At 61.4% G+C, this 19,004-nt stretch carries 17 protein-coding genes; 10 read left to right on the top strand and 7 right to left on the bottom strand.

Annotated elements, in window-relative coordinates; genetic code table 11:
• Positions 1–295: 295 nt before the first annotated feature.
• Positions 296–1,402 carry a DUF2793 domain-containing protein gene (locus Q0908_RS17740; protein WP_299287696.1) on the bottom strand — a complete coding sequence of 369 codons (1,107 nt, stop codon included), beginning with the start codon at positions 1,400–1,402 and terminating at the stop codon, positions 296–298.
• Between the two features lie 323 nt (positions 1,403–1,725).
• Between Q0908_RS17740 and Q0908_RS17735 the strand changes: the two genes are divergently transcribed.
• The 7 genes from Q0908_RS17735 to Q0908_RS17705 all read left to right on the top strand — a co-directional run bounded on the left by Q0908_RS17735 (position 1,726) and on the right by Q0908_RS17705 (position 10,793).
• On the top strand, positions 1,726–3,183 hold the full coding sequence (locus Q0908_RS17735; RefSeq protein ID WP_299287693.1) for a PLP-dependent aminotransferase family protein: 1,458 nt from the start codon (positions 1,726–1,728) through the stop codon (positions 3,181–3,183).
• A gap of 117 nt (positions 3,184–3,300) precedes the next feature.
• A complete protein-coding gene (gene xsc, locus Q0908_RS17730; protein WP_299287690.1) occupies positions 3,301–5,079 on the top strand; it encodes a sulfoacetaldehyde acetyltransferase in 1,779 nt (592 codons plus the stop codon).
• A gap of 37 nt (positions 5,080–5,116) precedes the next feature.
• Complete coding sequence (pta, locus tag Q0908_RS17725; RefSeq protein WP_299287687.1) at positions 5,117–6,130, top strand: phosphate acetyltransferase; 1,014 nt, start codon at positions 5,117–5,119, stop codon at positions 6,128–6,130.
• Positions 6,127–8,943 (top strand): molybdopterin oxidoreductase family protein, encoded by a 2,817-nt coding sequence (locus tag Q0908_RS17720; protein WP_299287684.1) that lies wholly within the window; start codon positions 6,127–6,129, stop codon positions 8,941–8,943. The genes pta and Q0908_RS17720 overlap by 4 nt, the downstream gene beginning before the upstream one ends.
• The gene (locus Q0908_RS17715) at positions 8,940–9,086 is read left to right on the top strand and encodes a hypothetical protein (protein WP_299287681.1); all 147 of its coding nucleotides are present in this window, start codon (positions 8,940–8,942) and stop codon (positions 9,084–9,086) included. Before Q0908_RS17720 ends, Q0908_RS17715 begins: the two co-directional genes overlap by 4 nt.
• 76 nt (positions 9,087–9,162) lie before the next feature.
• Positions 9,163–9,921, top strand: coding sequence for a 4Fe-4S dicluster domain-containing protein (locus tag Q0908_RS17710; protein WP_299287678.1), 759 nt, complete (start codon positions 9,163–9,165; stop codon positions 9,919–9,921).
• Positions 9,921–10,793, top strand: coding sequence for a DmsC/YnfH family molybdoenzyme membrane anchor subunit (locus tag Q0908_RS17705; RefSeq protein WP_299287676.1), 873 nt, complete (start codon positions 9,921–9,923; stop codon positions 10,791–10,793). The genes Q0908_RS17710 and Q0908_RS17705 overlap by 1 nt, the downstream gene beginning before the upstream one ends.
• 31 nt (positions 10,794–10,824) lie before the next feature.
• Here Q0908_RS17705 and dapA read toward each other — a convergent pair whose 3' ends face one another.
• Entirely contained in the window at positions 10,825–11,697 is an 873-nt protein-coding gene (gene dapA, locus Q0908_RS17700; protein ID WP_299287673.1) for a 4-hydroxy-tetrahydrodipicolinate synthase, read from the bottom strand.
• A gap of 113 nt (positions 11,698–11,810) precedes the next feature.
• On the opposite strand from dapA, the gene Q0908_RS17695 reads away from it, so the two are divergent.
• The gene (locus tag Q0908_RS17695; RefSeq protein WP_299287670.1) at positions 11,811–13,796 is read left to right on the top strand and encodes a lytic transglycosylase domain-containing protein; all 1,986 of its coding nucleotides are present in this window, start codon (positions 11,811–11,813) and stop codon (positions 13,794–13,796) included.
• Here the strand turns inward: Q0908_RS17695 and Q0908_RS17690 are convergent.
• Both Q0908_RS17690 and mnmD read right to left on the bottom strand, forming a co-directional pair.
• On the bottom strand, positions 13,770–14,639 hold the full coding sequence (locus tag Q0908_RS17690; RefSeq protein ID WP_299287667.1) for a DMT family transporter: 870 nt from the start codon (positions 14,637–14,639) through the stop codon (positions 13,770–13,772). The genes Q0908_RS17695 and Q0908_RS17690 overlap by 27 nt on opposite strands.
• Positions 14,636–15,286 carry a tRNA (5-methylaminomethyl-2-thiouridine)(34)-methyltransferase MnmD gene (gene mnmD / locus Q0908_RS17685; protein ID WP_299287664.1) on the bottom strand — a complete coding sequence of 217 codons (651 nt, stop codon included), beginning with the start codon at positions 15,284–15,286 and terminating at the stop codon, positions 14,636–14,638. The genes Q0908_RS17690 and mnmD overlap by 4 nt, the downstream gene beginning before the upstream one ends.
• A 63-nt stretch (positions 15,287–15,349) precedes the next feature.
• On the opposite strand from mnmD, the gene Q0908_RS17680 reads away from it, so the two are divergent.
• Positions 15,350–16,381, top strand: coding sequence for an FAD-binding oxidoreductase (locus Q0908_RS17680; RefSeq protein ID WP_299287743.1), 1,032 nt, complete (start codon positions 15,350–15,352; stop codon positions 16,379–16,381).
• Here the strand turns inward: Q0908_RS17680 and Q0908_RS17675 are convergent.
• Positions 16,378–17,166, bottom strand: a complete 789-nt coding sequence (locus Q0908_RS17675; protein WP_299287661.1) for an acyl dehydratase — start codon at positions 17,164–17,166, stop codon at positions 16,378–16,380. The genes Q0908_RS17680 and Q0908_RS17675 overlap by 4 nt on opposite strands.
• A 29-nt stretch (positions 17,167–17,195) precedes the next feature.
• On the opposite strand from Q0908_RS17675, the gene Q0908_RS17670 reads away from it, so the two are divergent.
• Positions 17,196–17,597 (top strand): VOC family protein, encoded by a 402-nt coding sequence (locus Q0908_RS17670; protein WP_299287658.1) that lies wholly within the window; start codon positions 17,196–17,198, stop codon positions 17,595–17,597.
• On the opposite strand, the gene Q0908_RS17665 is transcribed toward Q0908_RS17670, so the two are convergent.
• A complete protein-coding gene (locus Q0908_RS17665) occupies positions 17,594–18,136 on the bottom strand; it encodes an NADPH-dependent FMN reductase (protein ID WP_299287655.1) in 543 nt (180 codons plus the stop codon). The two genes, Q0908_RS17670 and Q0908_RS17665, sit on opposite strands and share 4 nt — an antisense overlap.
• 113 nt (positions 18,137–18,249) lie before the next feature.
• Positions 18,250–18,897, bottom strand: a complete 648-nt coding sequence (locus Q0908_RS17660; protein ID WP_299287740.1) for an OmpA family protein — start codon at positions 18,895–18,897, stop codon at positions 18,250–18,252.
• Between the last annotated feature and the right edge of the window lie 107 nt (positions 18,898–19,004).

Here is a 19,004-nt window from a genome sequence, read left to right as displayed (position 1 = left end):
GTAAAATACGTTGAAACACTTAGACCTCCAAATCACCCCCGGACGATTGGGTCCGGGCCTTTGGTCTTTGACAATTACATGTCATTGACCAGGCGGATGATCCGGCAGAAGTCTTAGGAAACGGTAAGTACGGCCCTTTTTTTGCCAAGTTTGGTGTTCTTGTGGACCGAAAACCGTGACTGGCTCACCGTTATCGCATTGAATAGAAGCGAATTATTAAGGCTTCGAGTGCCCTCCTCGCGCTGACGCGAGATTGGCAAGCCACCAGCCACGCCTCTGTAGGCAGGTGTACTCTTTAGAACCAGCGCCCGATTGCCATCACGTGACAAAGGGCAGTGTCAGCGCTTTGAAAGTCGGTCGATCCAGCGACGCGATACTGCGCGAGTGTGGTCTGTGTGCCGTCCGTATTGGCACTTACAAAAGCACCTAATGCATCCAGATCAGGCGTTGCATCAGCCTGAATACTGGTAGCATCGATGGAGCCTGTCACGACCGGCACCCCCGCAAAAGGCACGGGGAAAAGCCAAGCCGCCCCGATCCGGTTGGCACCGCCAAAACCGAGGCTAAGGGCGGCTGAACAAATCTGCGTACCATCGGCAAAACGCACATAGGCACCCTGCGGCGTAGTCGCACTCTCGATCACAGCACCAGTCGGTAATCCCGCCGTTTGGCCCACCGTGCCTACGACATTCCCAGGCCCATACCCCCAATCGGCACGCATGAGGCGGCCCGGTGTCACGTCATCGCTGCTTTGCTGTACGGCGGCACCTGTCGCATGGCCGGTGGCCCCATCAAACGCCAGGGCAGTGACAAAGGTCGCGCCATCCTGGCTGACCTTGATCGCGAAATCATCATTGCCCATCGTGCCCATTTCGGCACGGCCTGAATACCCGGATTGGAACAGCAGGCTTGCGACGTCCGAGGCGGCGGCCTTGTTGACCTTCAACTGATGACTGCCGGTTGTGTCATGGGTCAGCAAAGTGGCCTCGGCCGATACTGCCAAACGGTTCACTGCATCAGAGGTCGCATTGATACCAACGCCCGCAACATTGTCGAGGTTCGGCGTCACCGGCTCCCACGCCGTGCCTTTGCGCACGCAAATAACGTCATCCGCCTGATCATACAGCACCCAGCCCTCGCGCGGTTCGACAAACAGCCATCCACCGTTGGATCGGATTGCCATCTCATTAGGATGACCGGCCCACACGGCCTGCGGCGCAGCGCCAAGCGCAAATATGGCACCCTCGTCCGTCAGCGTTGGGGGCGTATTTGCGTCGCGCGACAGCACGTTCAACTGCGCGACAGCATCCAGAATTTCAAGCGCACTGTTATGCGTGACATGCTTTTGAGCCTGCGATGGCTGGATCAAGGGAAGTGACAGACGGGTCGATTGCTCGGTCATGAAGGGCGCTTTCTCATGAATTTCGAAAGCTCACATTTGCGTCTTCATATCTTAAGAAGACGCTGTTTCGGCGTCCGGCGCATTAACAAGTTGGTAAGACTTGCAAAGCGAGCAGAGATCGCGCGCGTGTTCTCCTAAATGCCCCGATTGTGATAGCCACGAATGACGCGAACGGGTATACCACAGGTTAATAATGAAACAAAACGTCTCGATTTTTATTGATCTCGTCGATTAGCTGTAATACGCTATTGATATGGCAAGGCGTATTCAACGATAAATAATGCCAGATTGACCGATCCATAAGACCAGTTTAGACTTGGCACATGGCACTCCCGGTCGAAACATTTTTCCTGTCACCCACGCATCAGGGCACCCTGCAAAGTCAGGTGCAGCAGATGATTGCGCATGGCATATTGTCAGGACGGTTCGCAGCGGGGGAAAAGCTGCCATCGACCCGAAAACTCGCAACACATTTGGGCATAAGCCGGATCACGGTCACACTAGCCTATACCGAATTGGTGGCCTCTGACTACCTGTCCGCGCGCGGGCGATCCGGGTACTACGTGTCTGCCAACGCACCCGTTCCTCCCGTCTACCGCCCGCAGCAAATGGTCAGTGACAGCGTCGACTGGACGCGCGCCATTGGCCAGCGGTTTTCGGGCGGACAGACCCTCAATAAACCCCAAGACTGGGCGCGATTTCGATATCCTTTCATCTACGGACAGACGGATCCGCAGCTCTTTGATCACGCCAACTGGCGGCAATGCGCGCTGCAAGCCCTCGGCCAACGTGATTTCTCGGCGCTGACATCCGACTATTTCGACCAAGACGATCCGCAACTGATTGAGTTCATCCAACGCCATACGCTGCCGCGCCGCGGGATTGCTGCAAATGCCGACCAGATTCTGATCACACTCGGCGCGCAAAACGCCTTGTGGCTCGCCGCACAGGTCTTGCTGACCCAACGGCGCACAGCCGCATTCGAAGACCCCTGCTACCCAGCTTTGCGCGAAATCCTGACGCAATCGCGCTGCCATATGGCTCCAGTAAGGGTTGACCGCGACGGTCTGCCACCGGACGCAATCACCCCGGATGCCGATGTCATTTTCACCACACCAAGCCACCAGTGCCCAACGACAGCAACCATGCCCATGGCACGCCGACAAGCGCTTTTGGACCGGGCACGTGAGCTTGAGGCATTGATCGTCGAAGACGATTACGAGTTCGAGATGTCGTTCCTTGAACCACCCTCACCCGCGCTCAAATCCATGGATACGGATGGGCGTGTGATCTATGTGGGCAGCTTCTCGAAATCCCTGTTCCCGGGGCTGCGCCTTGGGTATTTGGTGGGCTCCGAACCGTTTGTGCGCGAGGCGCGCGCGCTGCGCACATCGGTGTTGCGCCACCCACCGGGGCACATTCAACGGACGGCAGCGTACTTTCTTTCGATGGGCCACTACGATGCTCAAATTCGCAAGATGGGGGCCGCCTTGCACACGCGCCGCACGGCGATGCAGCAGGCGATAGACGAACACGGGCTGAACGTGGCCGGGATAGGCGCATTCGGAGGCTCCTCTTTCTGGATGCGCGCGCCAGACGGCGTCGATACGCGCGATCTGTCCCGCAGCCTGCGCGATGACGGCGTTCTGATCGAACCAGGGCACGCGTTCTTCTCGGGCGATGACCTGCCGCGCAACTATTACCGGCTCGGATATTCCTCAATCCAGGCCGACAAAATCGCGACCGGGGTATCGTTGATCGCACGTGCCCTCGGCGCATAACCTGGACTTAAGGCAGCTTCACAACTGGCCCTAACTTCGGAACGCACAGGCCTTTACCTTAAGGCCAACCTAGCCGGGGCGATTCGACGCCCCCATTTTTTGTTGGAGAGCGCCGCCATGAAGATGACCACCGAAGAAGCCTTTGTAAAAACGTTGCAAATGCACGGAATTGACAACGCATTCGGGATCATCGGATCCGCCATGATGCCAATTTCGGACATCTTCCCCGATGCGGGCATCAAGTTCTGGGACTGCGCCCACGAAACATCGGGCGGGATGATGGCCGACGGCTTTACCCGCGCCACCGGCAAGATGTGCATGATGATCGCGCAGAACGGCCCCGGCATCACCAATTTCGTGACCGCCGTCAAAACCGCCTACTGGAACCACACACCCGTTCTGCTGGTCACACCGCAAGCCGCGAACAAGACCATCGGTCAGGGCGGTTTTCAGGAAATGGAGCAGATGAACCTGTTCGCCGATTGCGTCGCCTACCAGGAAGAGGTGCGCGACCCGTCCCGCATCGCCGAAACCCTGAACCGCGTGATCATGCAGGCCAAACGCGCCTCGGCCCCGGCCCAGATCAACGTGCCTCGCGATTTCTGGACGCAGGTGATCGACATCGACCTGCCCGTCATCGTCGACTTCGAACTGCCTCAAGGCGGCGATACTGCCGTCGCGGACGCGGCCAAAATGCTGAGCGAGGCGAAGTTCCCCGTCATCCTGAACGGCGCCGGCGCGGTTCTGTCCAAGGGCGGCATCGAAGCCTCACGCGTGTTGGCCGAGCGTCTCGACGCCCCCGTATGTGTCGGCTACCAGCACAATGACGCGTTCCCCGGCAACCACCCGCTGTTTGCAGGTCCCTTGGGCTACAACGGCTCCAAGGCAGGCATGCAGTTGATCAGCCAAGCGGACGTCGTGCTGTGCCTTGGCACGCGGCTCAACCCGTTCTCCACCCTGCCCGGCTATGGCATCGATTACTGGCCCACAGATGCCAAGATCATCCAGGTCGATCTCAACCCCGACCGCATCGGCCTGACCAAAAAGGTCACGGTGGGCATCGTGGGTGACGCGGCCAAGGTCGCCAAAGGCATCACCGCGCAACTCAGCGACGATGCAGGCGACACCAACCGCCAAGAGCGCAAGGACATCATCGCGACCACCAAGTCCGCATGGGCGCAGGAACTGACCTCGATGACCGAGGAACAGGACGATCCCGGCACCGACTGGAACGTGCGCGCCCGCGCCGCGAAACCCGACTGGATGGCCCCCCGCATGGCATGGCGCGCAATCCAGAAGGCGCTGCCGGTCGAGGCGATCATCTCGTCCGATATCGGCAACAACTGCGCCATCGGGAACGCCTATCCGTCGTTCAATGAATCGCGCAAATATCTGGCCCCCGGCCTGTTCGGCCCTTGCGGCTATGGCCTGCCGTCCATCGTGGGCGCGAAAATCGGCAAGCCCGATGTGCCTGTCGTGGGCTTTGCGGGTGACGGCGCGTTTGGCATCTCGGTCAACGAACTCACCGCCATCGGGCGCGGCGACTGGCCCGCGATCACACAGATCGTCTTCCGCAACTACCAGTGGGGCGCGGAAAAGCGGAACTCGACCCTTTGGTTCGACGACAACTTTGTGGGCACCGAGTTGGACGAGGATGTCTCCTATGCCGGGATCGCCAATGCCTGTGGGCTAAAGGGCGTCGTGGCCCGCACGCAGGACGAATTGACCGAAGCGCTGGCCCAAGCCATCAAGGACCAGATGGAAAACGGGATCACCACCCTGATCGAGGCAATGATCAACCAAGAGCTTGGCGATCCCTTCCGCCGCGATGCGATGAAAAAACCTGTCGAAGTCGCCGGGATCAGCAAAGACGACATGCGCGAGCAGGTTGTTTGATCCACGTGATGGATCATTCAAAAACCGGTTGGGCCGCATGAGTGTTCTGGACGACCTCCAGCGCCGTGCGGCGGCCCAGCCCGCTCATATCGTACTGAGCGAAGGCCACGATCCCCGGATCGTGGCCGCTGCCATTCGCGCTGTCACCGCTGGTCTGGGCACAATCACGCTTGTGGGTGACACGAACGCTGTGACGGCAGCTCTGCACGAGGCAGGCGGGCAGCCATCCGATCATCTGCGCGTCGCCGATCCAGTGGCCGATCCTCGCAAGGCCGAGATCGCGCACGGCTTTTTTGAACATCGCCAGCACAAGGGCGTCACCCTTGAAAAGGCGGAAACACTCACCGAAAACCCCTTGGTCTTTGCCGCCATGCTTGTCCGCATGGGGTATGCCGACGGCACGGTCGGTGGGGCCGTTGCGACGACGTCCGATACCGTGCGCGCAGCACTTCAGGTGATTGGCAAAGCGTCGGACGCCGCTTTGGTATCCAGCTTTTTCCTTATGGTCTTGCCGGACAACCACCCATCCGGCAGGCGCGCGATGATCTTCTCCGACAGCGGGCTTGTGATCGACCCCAACGCCGATGACCTTGCCGCCATCGCAGTCCAATCCGCCGCCTCATGCCAGGCACTCATGGCCGAAACGCCGAAAGTTGCACTGTTGTCATTCTCCACGAAGGGCAGTGCGCGCCACGCCAATGTCACCAAGGTAACGGACGCCACCACGATTCTGGCAGAACAGCACCCCGACCTCGACGCCGACGGGGAATTGCAATTCGACGCGGCCTTTGTCCCGGATGTCGGGGGAAGCAAAGCCGCCGGGTCGTCCGTCGCAGGCCATGCCAACGTGATGATATTTCCCAACCTCGATGCAGGAAATATCGGCTACAAGATCGCACAACGCATCGGCGGCTGTACCGCCATAGGCCCGATCCTTCAGGGGCTCGCCAAGCCCGCCAACGACCTCAGCCGGGGCTGCACCGCCGACGATGTCCTGCACATGATCGCCGTCACCGCCCTGCAATCCGCCGCCCGACAGGAGACCACATGAACCAGCCCAAGCTTGATCTGTCGCCGAAAGTCTCCGACGAAGTCCGCAAAACCACTTGCTACATGTGCGCCTGCCGCTGCGGGATCAACGTGCACCTCAAGGACGGCAAGGTCGCCTATATCGAAGGCAACCGCGACCACCCGGTGAACAAGGGCGTCCTCTGCGCCAAGGGCTCGGCAGGCATCATGCAGGTCAACGCGCCGTCCCGTCTGCGCGCGCCGCTGAAACGAGTCGGCCCACGCGGATCCGGCGAGTTCGAGGAAATCTCGTGGGACGAAGCCTTGGGGATCGCCACCGACTGGCTGGCCCCCCTACGCAAGGACGACCCGTCCAAACTCGCCTTCTTCACGGGTCGAGACCAGTCGCAATCCTTCACATCGTTCTGGGCGCAGAATTTCGGCACGCCCAACTACGCAGCGCATGGCGGCTTCTGTTCGGTCAACATGGCAGCAGCGGGCATCTATACGATGGGCGGCGCGTTCTGGGAATTCGGTCAGCCTGACTGGGATCACACCAAACTGTTCATGCTGTTTGGCGTCGCCGAAGACCACGACAGCAACCCGATCAAGATGGGCATCGGCAAGATCAAGGCGCGCGGTGCCCGCGTCATCGGTGTGAACCCGATCCGTACCGGTTATAACGCGGTCGCCGACGATTGGGTTGGAATCACACCCGGCACGGACGGGCTATTCATCCTGTCGATGGTCCATTGCCTGATGAAGGCAGGCAAGATCGACGTGAACTACCTCGCCCAATACACCAACGCGCCTTGCCTCGTGAATGGTGACGAAAAATCCCCGGAATTCGGGCTGCTGCTGCGCGACGAGGATGGCAAAGAGCTGGTGATCGACCGCGCCACCGGCAAGCTTACCCCCTTCGACCAAAAAGGTGTCAAACCGGACCTCACCGCCACGCATCGTCACGCCGGCATCAGCCACCGCACTGTGATGCAGCACATGGCCGAACGGTATCTGAGCGATGAATATGCCCCCGAATCCGTCGCCGAACGCGTCGGCATCTCGGCCAGGCGCATCCGCGCGCTCGCTGCAGAAATCGCGCGCGTCGCCTTCGACGAAGCGTTTGAGCTGAACCAGGCCTGGACCGATTTCCGCGGCGAAACGCACCTCACCATGCAGGGCCGCCCGGTGTCCTTCCACGCGATGCGTGGGATTTCGGCGCATGCCAACGGGTTTCAGACCTGCCGCGCCCTTCACGTGCTGCAAATCCTGCTCGGCAGCGTCGAGGTGCCCGGCGGCTTCCGCTTCAAACCGCCCTATCCCAAGCCCGCGACCGCGCACCCGAAACCACATTGCAGAGTGACCGCAGACAGCCCGCTGGATGGGCCTCACCTCGGGTTCGTCCACGGACCCGACGATCTGGCGCTGAAAGAAGACGGCAGTCCGGCGCGCATCGACAAGGCGTTCACATGGGAAAACCCGATGTCGAGCCACGGGTTGATGCACATGGTTATCTCGAACGCCCACGCGGGTGACCCCTACAAGATCGACACGCTGTTCATGTACATGGCCAACATGTCGTGGAACTCGTCAATGAACACGCGCGGCGTGATCGACATGCTGACGGACAAGGGCGAGGACGGCGAGTACGTCATCCCGCGTATCATATATTCGGATGCGTATAGTTCGGAAATGGTTGCCTATGCGGACCTGATCCTGCCCGACACGACCTACCTCGAACGCCACGACTGCATCTCGCTGCTCGATCGACCGATCTGCGAGGCGGATGCCGCCGCTGATGCGATCCGGTGGCCCGTCATCGAACCCGACCGCGATGTACGTGGCTTCCAATCCGTGCTCTGCGAACTGGGCGGAAAACTGCACCTGCCTGGCTTCACGAACGAGGATGGCAGCCAGAAATATGCCGACTACGCCGACTACATCGTCAACCACGAACGCAAGCCCGGCATCGGCCCCCTCGCAGGGTTCCGCATGGGCGAAGACGGGCTGACCTCCGGGCGCGGCGGCGTGAACGAAAGCCAACTCGACAACTACATCGAAAACGGTGGCTTCTTCGTCGAACACATTCCCGATGGCGCGAACTACTACAAACCCTGGAACGCTGCCTATCAGGACTGGGCCGTGGGCATGGGCCTTTATGACAGCCCGCAGCCCTACCTGTTCTCGCTCTATGTCGAGCCGATGCGCCGGTTCCAGCTTGCCGCCGAAGGGCACGGGGATCGCCAACCGCCCGACCATCTGCGCGAACGGATCAAGGCGACGATGGACCCGCTGCCGATCTGGTACGACCCCGCGCCAGAGAACAAGGTAGACGACTTCCCGATCACCGCGCTTACGCAGCGCCCCATGGCGATGTACCACTCTTGGGGGTCGCAAAACGCGTGGCTGCGACAGTTGCACGGGCACAATCCGCTGTACCTGCCCACGAAGCTCATGCGCGAAAACGACCTTAGCGACGGGGACTGGGCCAGGGTCACCTCACCCCATGGTGAAATCACCGTGCCGGTTCTGGAAATGGCGGCCCTCAACGAAAACACGGTCTGGACATGGAACGCGATCGGCAAACGCAAAGGGGCGTGGGCGCTGGATGAACATGCACCCGAGGCGACGCGTGGCTTCCTGCTCAACCACCTGATCCACGAATTGCTGCCACCAAAAGGTGACGGGCTGCGATGGGCCAATTCCGATCCGATCACCGGACAAGCCGCATGGTTCGACCTCAAAGTGCGTATCGAAAAGGCAGACGCACCAGCAGAATCCCAACCAGCAATGAAACCGATCAAGTCGCCCGTAGGCCAAGGGCCGGACACCCTCAGTTGGAAGGTGGGCAAATGACCGGTATCAAACGCACGCTTCTCGTGATCGCCGCTTTCGTGACGCTCGCTCTCGGCTCCTTCATCTATTTCATCGCCAATTGGGACGCATCCAGGGCCGAAAGCATCGGCAAGACGAACCTCAGCATCAGAGAGGCGGCATGATGTTTCTTTTGAGCAAAAATACCGCAGGGACTGGGGCAGCGCCCCAGTCCGTCCCTACGACAAGCGAGGTGCTGGCATGACCACCCTTCCCCAATCCACGAACCGCAAACTCGGTCTGGTCATTGATCTGGATACCTGCGTCGGCTGCCATGCATGCGTCATCTCATGCAAAGGGTGGAACACCGAAAACTACGGCGCGCCGCTGTCCGATACCGATGCGTATGGATCGGACCCGTCCGGCACCTTTCTGAACCGCGTTCACAGCTATGAGGTGCAGCCCACGCAAGGCGAGGCGCAACTGATCCACTTCCCCAAATCCTGCCTGCATTGCGAGGACGCACCCTGTGTCACCGTCTGTCCCACCGGGGCCAGCTACAAGCGGGTCGAGGACGGTATCGTGCTGGTCAACGAAAGCGACTGCATCGGCTGTGGGCTGTGCGCCTGGGCATGCCCTTATGGTGCGCGCGAAATGGACGCAGTCGAAAAGGTGATGAAGAAATGCACGCTCTGCGTCGACCGCATCTATAACGAAAACCTGCCCGAAGTGGATCGCGAACCCGCCTGCGTTCGGACCTGCCCGGCGGGCGCGCGGCATTTCGGCGACTTCGCAGATCCCGACAGCCATGTCTCGAAGCTCACGGCCGAACGCGGCGGGATGGACCTGATGCCCGAACAGGGCACGAAACCCGTCAACAAATACCTGCCCCCCCGGCCCAAGGACACGCTGAGCGAAAGTGCGGGTGATATCGACATCCTCGCTCCCTATCTCGAACCCGTTGCGCAAGAGGCCAAGGGCTTTCTCGGCTGGCTCGACAAGACGCTGGAGAAACTCTGATGCACCCGGCACCCTCCGTCATTTTCTTTACCGTCTTTTCTGGCATCGGCTTTGGGCTGCTGACCTTCCTTGGCTTGGGCTATCCCGGTGTTATGGGTTGGACAGCTTTCGCCTTTTTCGCCATCGCATATGTGTGCGCTGTGGGCGGGCTCATGTCCTCAACCTTCCACCTCGGCCACCCCGAACGCGCACTCAAGGCGTTCACGCAATGGCGCTCTTCGTGGCTCAGCCGCGAAGGCTGGTGCGCGGTGATCGCGCTGCTGGTCATGGCCGTCTACGGCATGGGCCTTGTTTTCTTCGGGGAACGCTGGACGATCCTTGGCCTGATCGGATCAGTGTTTTCGGTGCTCACCGTCTTCACCACGTCCATGATCTATACCCAGCTCAAGACGATCCCCCGCTGGAACTCGACCGCGACACCGGCCATGTTCCTCAGCTACGCTTTTGCAGGCGGCGCGCTGCTGGCCGGGCAAATCACCTTGGCCATGGCGCTTTTGGCCATTGCGGCTGTGGTACAAGTCTTTCTTTGGGCGCAGGGTGACGGCGCATTGGCCGGGTCAGGCACATCGATGGCCACAGCAACGGGCCTGGGCAACATCGGAAGCGTGCGCGCGTTCGAGCCCCCGCATACGGGCACGAACTATCTGCTCAAGGAATTCGCCTATGTCGTTGGGCGCAAGCATAGTCAAAAACTGCGGATCATTTCGATCGTGCTGATGGCCGTCCTGCCCATTGCGCTGCTGGCCGCCTCATTCTCGCATATGCTGGCCCTGCTGGCCGTCATCAGCCATGTCGCAGGGGCACTCGTCTCGCGCTGGCTATTCTTTGCAGAGGCCGAGCATGTCGTCGGCCTCTATTACGGCAAACGCTGACGCAGGGTGGGCGCGCCGCCCACCCGCCGACTTACATGAGACCTGCATGTTTCAGGCCTGCATCCACCAGCGCCTTCGTCTCATCCGCGAGACCCGTCAGGGGCAGGCGCACCTCATCAGAACACAGACCCAACCGCGACATCGCGTATTTCGCACCAACAAGGCCCGGCTCGGTAAAGATGGCCTTGTGCAGCGGCATCAGCTTGTCCTGAATGCCGAGAGCTTTCGAATAGTCGCCCGCCAGACAGGCCGCCTGCATCTGCGCCAACAACTTTGGCGCGACATTCGCCGTGACTGAGATGCAGCCCACACCGCCTTGCGCGTTGAACCCGTGGGCAGTCGCATCTTCGCCTGACAGCTGGACGAAATCCGGGCCACAGGCCATCCGGGTCTCGCAGACCCGGGCCAGATCACCGGTCGCATCCTTGACACCCACGATACGGGGCAGTTTGGCAAGCTCGGCCATCGTGGCCGGGGTCATGTCGATGATGGACCGGCCTGGAATGTTGTAGATGATGATCGGAATATCGGCACAATCGTGCAGCGCCTTGAAATGCGCGATCAGTCCGCGTTGGGTGGGCTTGTTGTAATAGGGGGTCACAACCAGCGCCGCTGCGGCGCCGACCTTTTCGGCGAACTGAACAAAGCGGATCGCCTCGACCGTGTTGTTCGACCCGGCTCCGGCGATCACCGGCACGCGGCCCGCAGCAGCCTTGACCACCGTGTCGATGACGGTCTCGTGCTCTTCGTGCGTGAGTGTGGGGCTTTCCCCTGTGGTCCCGACCGGTACGAACCCGTTGGTACCTTCGCCGATATGCCACTCGACCAGCTTCTTGAGCGTTTCCAGATCCAATGCGCCGTTACGAAACGGCGTTACGAGGGCAGGCATAGAACCTTTGAACATCTCGAAGCTCCTTTTTTACGTGTGGCAGGCAGATGGCCTGGAATGAAATGCGCATATGGCAGCATCGTGAGTTGAAACCCTGCGGTGCCGCCATATGCTGCAAGGCTCTAGCCATGAGGCGTTGGGAAATGCAAGTGATGAGCCGATGTGCCTGCGCTGTAGTCGCGCTTTTTCTGCTGGCTGTGACCGCTTTGGCCGACCGACCCCGCCCGCTTGGCTGGGCCATGGATGCCATGCGCGCAGGCAATTGGGACACCGCCGCTGCACTTGCCGCGCGCGATGGCCCGATCGCGGCTGACGTCATCGAATGGCATAGACTGCGCGCGGGTCGTGGCACCTACGCCGAGGTGCGCGCCTTTCTGGACCGCCGACCCGACTGGCCGGGCGAGGCCTATCTGAGACGACAATCAGCGGACGCCGTGGCGAAAGCCGGAGATGCGGCCCTGCTGCAGTTTTACGCCGAGGCAATCCCGCAAACCGCCTCTGCCACCTTTGACTATGCAGCGGCCTTGATTGCCGCAGGACAACGCGGCAAGGCCGAAGCTGCCCTGATCCTGGCATGGCGGACCATGCCGATGTCTGCAGCTACCCATGCGCTTTACCTGTCGCTTTATGGCGAGGTGATCCGCCCCCATCATCAGGCGCGCGCGTCGGCCATGCTTTGGGATCGTCAACGCGACGACGCACGCCGGATGTTTGACCTGATCCCGGATGATCAGGCCGCACTCGGACGCGCCCGCCTCGCACTGCAAGCTGGCAGCACCGCCGTGAACGCCCTGATTGATGCTCTGCCCGCAGCACTACAAGCCAACGCTGGCCTGTCTCATGACCGCTTTGAGTGGCGTATCCGGAAAGGGCGATGGGACTCGGCCAAAGACCTGCTGCTCGAAACCTCCCGCTCTGCCGACACGCTTGGCCGACCCGAGGCATGGGCAAACCGTCGACGCGCCATGGTGCGCGATGAAATGCGCGACGGAGAGGCCAGCCGCGCTTATCAGATGGCCGCCAACCACTTCCTGATGTCGGGGTCGAACTATGCCGATCTGGAATGGCTCGCAGGCTATATTGCCCTGCGCAAACTCGCTGATCCCGAATTGGCCCTTGGGCATTTCCAGAACCACCGGGCCGCCATCGCCTCCCCCATCTCGCGTGGACGGGCTGGATACTGGATCGGGCGCGCACACGAGGCGATGGGTAATTCTGATGCCGCCCAAGCCGCCTATGCGGACGGGGCGCAGTTTCAGACCTCATTCTATGGCTTACTCGCCGCCGAGCGAGGTGGCTTGCCTATCGATCCCCTGTTGGCTGGCAACGCCGCCGTGCCAGACTGGCGCACCTCTGACCTGGCCAAACGCGATCTCTTCCAGGCGGGCCTGCTCCTGCAAGCGTCGGGTGAGTTGGATGTGGCCGAACGGTTCTGGACCCATCTGGCCGAAACCCTCGACCCGGCGCAGGCTGCCCAGCTAGGGCAAGCCGCCGTCGACGCCGATCAACCCCATCTGGCGGTCATGATCGGCAAACGGGTCGCGCGGCGCGGGATCACACTGCACGCGCCCTATTATCCGCTGCACCCATTGGCCGAAGCGGACCTGAGTATGGCCCCCGAAATGAACCTCGCCATCGCCCGGCGCGAGAGCGAATTTGATCCCAAGGTGCAATCGGGTGCAGGCGCGCGCGGGCTGATGCAGCTGATGCCCGCAACGGCCCAAGAAGTGGCAAACAGCCTTGGGCGCAGCGGTGAACACTCCACCGCCCGGCTGACCGCCGATCCCGTCTATAACGCGGAACTCGGCTCCACCTTTCTCAGCCAGCTTGTTCCTCGGTTTGGCGGCAATGTGATCTTGATGTCGGCGGCTTACAACGCAGGCCCCAGCCGTCCGATCCGTTGGATGGGTCTTTATGGCGACCCCCGCCGCTTGGACGACGATTTCGACTTCATCGACTGGATTGAGCACATCCCATTCCGGGAAACCCGCAACTACGTGATGCGGGTGACCGAAAGCCTGCCGATCTATCGCGCCCGGCTCGGCAAAGACCCCCTGCCGATCCCGTTCAGCGAAGAGCTTACGGGATCAACCCTGCTGCCGTTCGCGCCATAGCGTAAACAACCCCGCCGCCACGATGATCGCCGCACCGATCAGCACGTTGATCTGCAACGCCTCGCCAAACAGCACAATCCCCACCCCGGCGGCAAACACCATCTGGAAGTAAGCGAAGGGTTGGACAGCACTTGCCTCCGCCACTTCATAGCAGCGGATCAGCAGCCAATGCCCAAGCGATCCGGTCATGCACAGCGCGCCCATCCACGCCCAATCGGTGCCTGTCATCGGCTCCCAGAACCACAGCCCAACGCAAGTCATCGCCACAGCGCCCGTCGTGCCTGTCCAGAAAAAGCTGGTCGCCGTGCTGTCATCGCGCGCGACGTAGCGCGTCAGCAAGCCGTACATCGCGAACATCACAGCCGAGATCAGCGGGATGACCGCCGCCGGATTGAACACGCCAAGTCCGGGTTTCAGGATGAACAGCACACCGACAAAGCCGACCCCGATGGCCGCCCAGCGCCGCCAACCCACATGCTCGCCCAGCACCGGGCCCGAAAGCGCCGCCACCAACAGCGGGTAGGCGGCAAATACCGCGTGGCTTTCCACCAGCCCGAGGATCGTGAACGCACTGACCATCACGCAAATCTCGGCGGCCAGCAGCAGCCCACGAAATCCCTGCACCACAGGCCGCTTGGTTCGGGCAGCGGCCGCCACGCCTCCTGCTTTGCGCGCGGCAATGGTGACGACAAATGCGGCGAAAAACCAGTACCGGATCATCACGACCATATAGACGTTGTACTCGCTGGCCAGGTGGCGCGAGATGCCATCCTGGCCCGCAAACACCACCGACACGGCGATCATCAAGGCGATCCCGAGGCGGGTGTTGTTGCCCGCACTCATCGCAACGTCGCAATCGTCATATGGCGCTTGCGTCCAAAGCCCGGCGCGCGGGTGACATCAAATCCCGCCGCCTCAAGCCCGCGTCGCACGAACCCTGCCGCCGTATAGGTCGCCGCCGTGCCACCGGGGGCAGTGTGATCCGCGACGGCCTGCATCAACGCCTCGCCCCACAATTCGGGATTCTTGGCCGGTGAGAACCCATCCAGAAACCACGCATCGGCCTTGCCGTCCCAAGCAGGCAAAGTGGCGCGTGCATCCCCTTTGATGACACGCAACTCTATCCCCTCCATTGGCACGCCGCTCAACATCGCCTCAGCCAATTCCGCAACCTCCGGAAACGCAGCCAAGGCCGTACGCATGTCGTTGGGGGCCATCGGAAACGCCTCAAAGCTGGTGAAACGCAGCGTACCGTCAACGCCCGCAGCGCGCCACGCCGCCCATGTGGTCAGAAAGTTCAGGCCTGTGCCGAACCCCAACTCGGCCACATGGAACCCGCCCACAAACCGGTCCGGCAGGCCGTTGCCGTCCAGAAACACATGCCGCGTTTCGGCCAGCCCATTGTCGAGACTGAAATAGGGATCATCAAAGCGGCGCGACACCGGCACGCGCCCATCCCGCCAGTCCAGTTCTGCGCGCTGGTCCTGCATCCGCTGCCCCTGTAAGACGCCCCCATCAATGCGGACATTGGCCGAAAGGGTACCACCTTGGCAATCGACAAGATCACAGTGCGGGGCGCGGGTATTTTCGGGCTGTCGATCGCCTGGGAGTTGACGCAGCGCGGGGCGGACGTGCAGGTCATCGACCCAAACGGACCTGCCGCCAGAGCAAGCGGCGGCATCGTCGGCGCACTGGCCCCGCACGTGCCCGAGAACTGGAACCCCAAAAAGCAGTTTCAGCTGGAAAGCCTGCTGTTGGCCGAACATTTCTGGGCCGCGGTTGAACAGGTGGGTGGCGCAAGCGCAGGCTATGGCCGCTTGGGGCGCACGCAGCCGATTGCCGATGATGCGGCGCTCACATTGGCCCATCAACGCGCCGAGACCGCTGCGACGCTGTGGGGGGACGCCGCGCAGTGGATCGTGCGGCCCGTCACCGGCACGGCCTGGGGCGCGCACAGCCCGACGGGATATGAAATCCACGACACGCTCAGCGCGCGCATCCATCCGCGTCAGGCCTGTCTGGCTCTTGTCGCTGCGCTGGCAGGGAAGGGGGTCGTGGTGCAGCCAGACGGGATCGATACCGCCTTGACCGTCCATGCCACAGGAGTTGCGGGCCTCAACGACCTCAACGCCAGTCACAGCCGCATGGTCGGCACCGGGATCAAAGGGCAAGCGATCCTGCTGGATCACGCCATGCCGGACGCACCGCAGCTTTTTTCGGATACGCTGCACATCATTCCGCACAGCGACGGGACGACGGCCATCGGCTCCACCACCGAGCGGGAATACGACACCGCAACCGGCACCGACGCCCAACTGGACGCGATCTTGAGCCGCGCCCGCAATGCCGTGCCCGCGCTGCGCGACGCGCCTGTGCTTGCGCGGTGGGCCGGTCTGCGCCCCCGCAGTCGCAGTCGCGCGCCGATGCTGGGCCCCTGGCCGGGGCGCCCTGGGCATTTCATCGCCAACGGCGGGTTCAAGATCGGCTTTGGCATGGCCCCGAAGGTCGCCAAAACGATCGCCGATCTGATCCTCGACGGTCGCGACACCATTCCGTTTGGGTTCGAGGTCGCAGCCTCGCTTTAGGCCTCGGCCACCATACATTGCCGCCCGTCCGGGCCACGCACCCACAGCGTGCGATCCCGCCGACAGAGCGTCGCCGTCTCGAAATCCATCAAGGGGGCCGTCGCGCGGAACGAGAACTGCATCAAAGGCCCAAACGCCCCCTCGGCCATTAGCATCAGATGTTGCGCCAGCAATGGCCCGTGCACGACTAAACCGGAATAGCCTTCGATCTCGCGGGCATAGGGCTGGTCATAGTGAATGCGGTGCCCATTGAAGGTAAGCGCGGAGTAGCGAAACAGCATTGTCGTATCAAAGGACACATCGCGCGCCTCATCCTCATCGGTGTCAGCGATCGGGGGGATCGGCGCAGGGCCAGCATCGGTGCGATAAACCAAGTCCTGCCACTCGCGCAGGCACAGCGCGCCGTCCTGCCAGATCTCGTGGCGCAGGGTCACGAAGGCCAGCGGACCGGTCCGGCCCTTCTTGCGCACAGCCGCCTCACAGACCGACCTCCGTTCCGCTGGCACACCGGCGAGCAGCGGCGCATCGAAACGCAGCCGACCGCCCGCCCACATGCGGCGCGGCAGGCCCATATCCGGGATCAATCCGCCGACCTTGGGGTGTCCGTCACGGCCCAGTGTGGCGGGCGGCTGCGGAGCCCAGAAATAGAGCTGGTGGAAAAACGGAGGCAGCGGATCACCCGCCTGCAACTCAGGCGCACGGCCAAGGGCGACCTGCATCGCCTGCGCGCGGGCCGGGTCCAGAACATCACTTTGACGATACACGGTAGGTTGGGCATCCTGCATCGCGAAACCATGCGCGAGGATGCCGGAAATTGGAACAACCCAAACTGCACACGCTCGACCATCTGGTGCTGACGGTGCGCGACATCGACACGACGATTGCGTTCTACGCGGATGTGTTGGGCATGACGCACCTGCCCTTCCAGGTTGCAGATGGCAGCACGCGGCACGCGCTGCGCTTTGGTCCGCACAAGATAAACCTGCATCAAGCTGGGGCCGAATTTGTCCCCAAGGCCGACACACCAACGCCGGGAAGCGCCGACTTGTGTTTCCTGACCGAAACTTCCTTAGCCGTATGGGCAGCACATTTCGAGAGTACGCAGACCCACATCGTCGAAGGACCCGTCGCGCGCACCGGTGCCACCGGCCCGATCCATTCGCTCTATGTGCGCGACCCTGACGGCAATCTCATCGAGGTGAGCACTCGAACCTAGCGGCGCAGCTCCGCGCGCAGCTTTTGCATCAGATCGCGCAGCGTCTTGATATAGATGTCACCTTTCAGCGTGCCATCCTCGTCAAACTGGTTGTGACACTCGGCCAGATGCACCTCGGGGCCCTGTAAAATACGGGGATGGAACGGGACCATGTAACCGCGCAGGATCATCTGCGCGCGCTCTCCGCCCGCGCGACCGGCAGCAGCCGACATCACCGCCAGTGGTTTGTCGGCCCACGGATTGCCTTGAATGCGGCTGACCCAATCTAGTGCATTTTTAAGCGCACCGGAGGGCCCCTTGTTGTACTCAGGCGTCGAAATCAGCACCGCATCCGCTTCGACAATCTGGCCCGCGAGGGTTTCTGCCGCTTCGGGTAGACCATCAGCCTCTTCGTCGTCGCCATCATAAAGCGGCATCAGAATATCAGCCTCGACATATGTGCAGTCGCCGAACAGACGCGCCGCCTCACGCAAGAGTTTTCGATTGTTTGCACCGGCCCGCAAAGAGCCTGAAATGCCTAGAAGGGTCGGCGTACTCATATTTTACGTCCTACTTGTTTCAACATGCACAATCCGCGCTGAGGCCGCGCAAAACAAGAGGCCCGCGATCACATCACGGGCCTCAGCGGTAAGTTACCGAAATTTTTGGGCGCTTACGCGTTGGGCAGGATCACAATCTCGACCCGACGGTTTTGGGCCTTGCCTGCAGCAGTCGCGTTTGTCGCGACCGGCTGACTTTCGCCACGCCCAAAGGTACGCACGCGATTAAAGGGAACACCTTGGTTCAACAAGACGTCCGCCACAGCATTGGCGCGGCGTTCGCTGAGTTGCTGGTTAAAGGCGGCCTCGCCGTCCGAATCTGTGTGACCCACGATCTGGATTGTCGAGTCGGGGTATTGCTGCAAGCTGTCTGCCAGCGCCGCCATGTCCGCACCAAGGCTTGGGCGCACGGTAAAGCTGTTAACGTCAAACAGAATGGCCTGCGGGAACGACACGATCAGCCGATCACCTGTATTTGTAATGGTGACATTGTTGTTCAGGTCGCGGCGCAACTCTGCTTCTTGCTGATCAAGGTTGTACCCGATCCCGGCACCGACCGCGCCGCCGATCACAGCACCTGCAACCGCTGTGCCGGTGTCTCCGGCAATGGCACCGATCACGGCACCGGAGGCGGCCCCGATAGCGGCCCCTGTGTTGCGTTTCTGGTTGGGATTCACACCGCTACCGTCCGGTTCAGTGCACGCGCCCAGTGCAATCACGGCACCCATGGCGATGGAGAGTGTAAGTTTGGTCATCGATATATCCTACTGCCTTCAAGAACGGGCCCCGTTCGGGCAGGGCACCTTGGAATAACACAAGATAGTCTTGCAAAGTTCCGACAGAATAGGGGGAAAATTCACATAAGCGG

Origin of the sequence: uncultured Tateyamaria sp., assembly GCF_947494755.1 — a bacterium.
Classification (GTDB): Bacteria; Pseudomonadota; Alphaproteobacteria; order Rhodobacterales; family Rhodobacteraceae; genus Tateyamaria.
This window is presented reverse-complemented; position numbering and strand designations above follow the sequence as displayed.

Bases quoted from the DNA above. Each gene is read 5' to 3' on its own strand.
- Q0908_RS17735 (WP_299287693.1), top strand. From the start codon at position 1,726: ATGGCACTCCCGGTCGAAACATTTTTCCTGTCACCCACGCATCAGGGC.
- Q0908_RS17710 (WP_299287678.1), top strand. From the start codon at position 9,163: ATGACCACCCTTCCCCAATCCACGAACCGCAAACTCGGTCTGGTCATT.
- Q0908_RS17705 (WP_299287676.1), top strand. From the start codon at position 9,921: ATGCACCCGGCACCCTCCGTCATTTTCTTTACCGTCTTTTCTGGCATC.
- Q0908_RS17695 (WP_299287670.1), top strand. From the start codon at position 11,811: ATGAGGCGTTGGGAAATGCAAGTGATGAGCCGATGTGCCTGCGCTGTA.
- mnmD (WP_299287664.1), bottom strand. From the start codon at position 15,286: ATGCAGGACCAGCGCGCAGAACTGGACTGGCGGGATGGGCGCGTGCCG.
- Q0908_RS17665 (WP_299287655.1), bottom strand. From the start codon at position 18,136: ATGAGTACGCCGACCCTTCTAGGCATTTCAGGCTCTTTGCGGGCCGGT.
- xsc (WP_299287690.1), top strand. From the start codon at position 3,301: ATGAAGATGACCACCGAAGAAGCCTTTGTAAAAACGTTGCAAATGCAC.
- dapA (WP_299287673.1), bottom strand. From the start codon at position 11,697: ATGTTCAAAGGTTCTATGCCTGCCCTCGTAACGCCGTTTCGTAACGGC.
- Q0908_RS17690 (WP_299287667.1), bottom strand. From the start codon at position 14,639: ATGAGTGCGGGCAACAACACCCGCCTCGGGATCGCCTTGATGATCGCC.
- pta (WP_299287687.1), top strand. From the start codon at position 5,117: ATGAGTGTTCTGGACGACCTCCAGCGCCGTGCGGCGGCCCAGCCCGCT.
- Q0908_RS17740 (WP_299287696.1), bottom strand. From the start codon at position 1,402: ATGACCGAGCAATCGACCCGTCTGTCACTTCCCTTGATCCAGCCATCG.
- Q0908_RS17715 (WP_299287681.1), top strand. From the start codon at position 8,940: ATGACCGGTATCAAACGCACGCTTCTCGTGATCGCCGCTTTCGTGACG.
- Q0908_RS17675 (WP_299287661.1), bottom strand. From the start codon at position 17,166: ATGCAGGATGCCCAACCTACCGTGTATCGTCAAAGTGATGTTCTGGAC.
- Q0908_RS17720 (WP_299287684.1), top strand. From the start codon at position 6,127: ATGAACCAGCCCAAGCTTGATCTGTCGCCGAAAGTCTCCGACGAAGTC.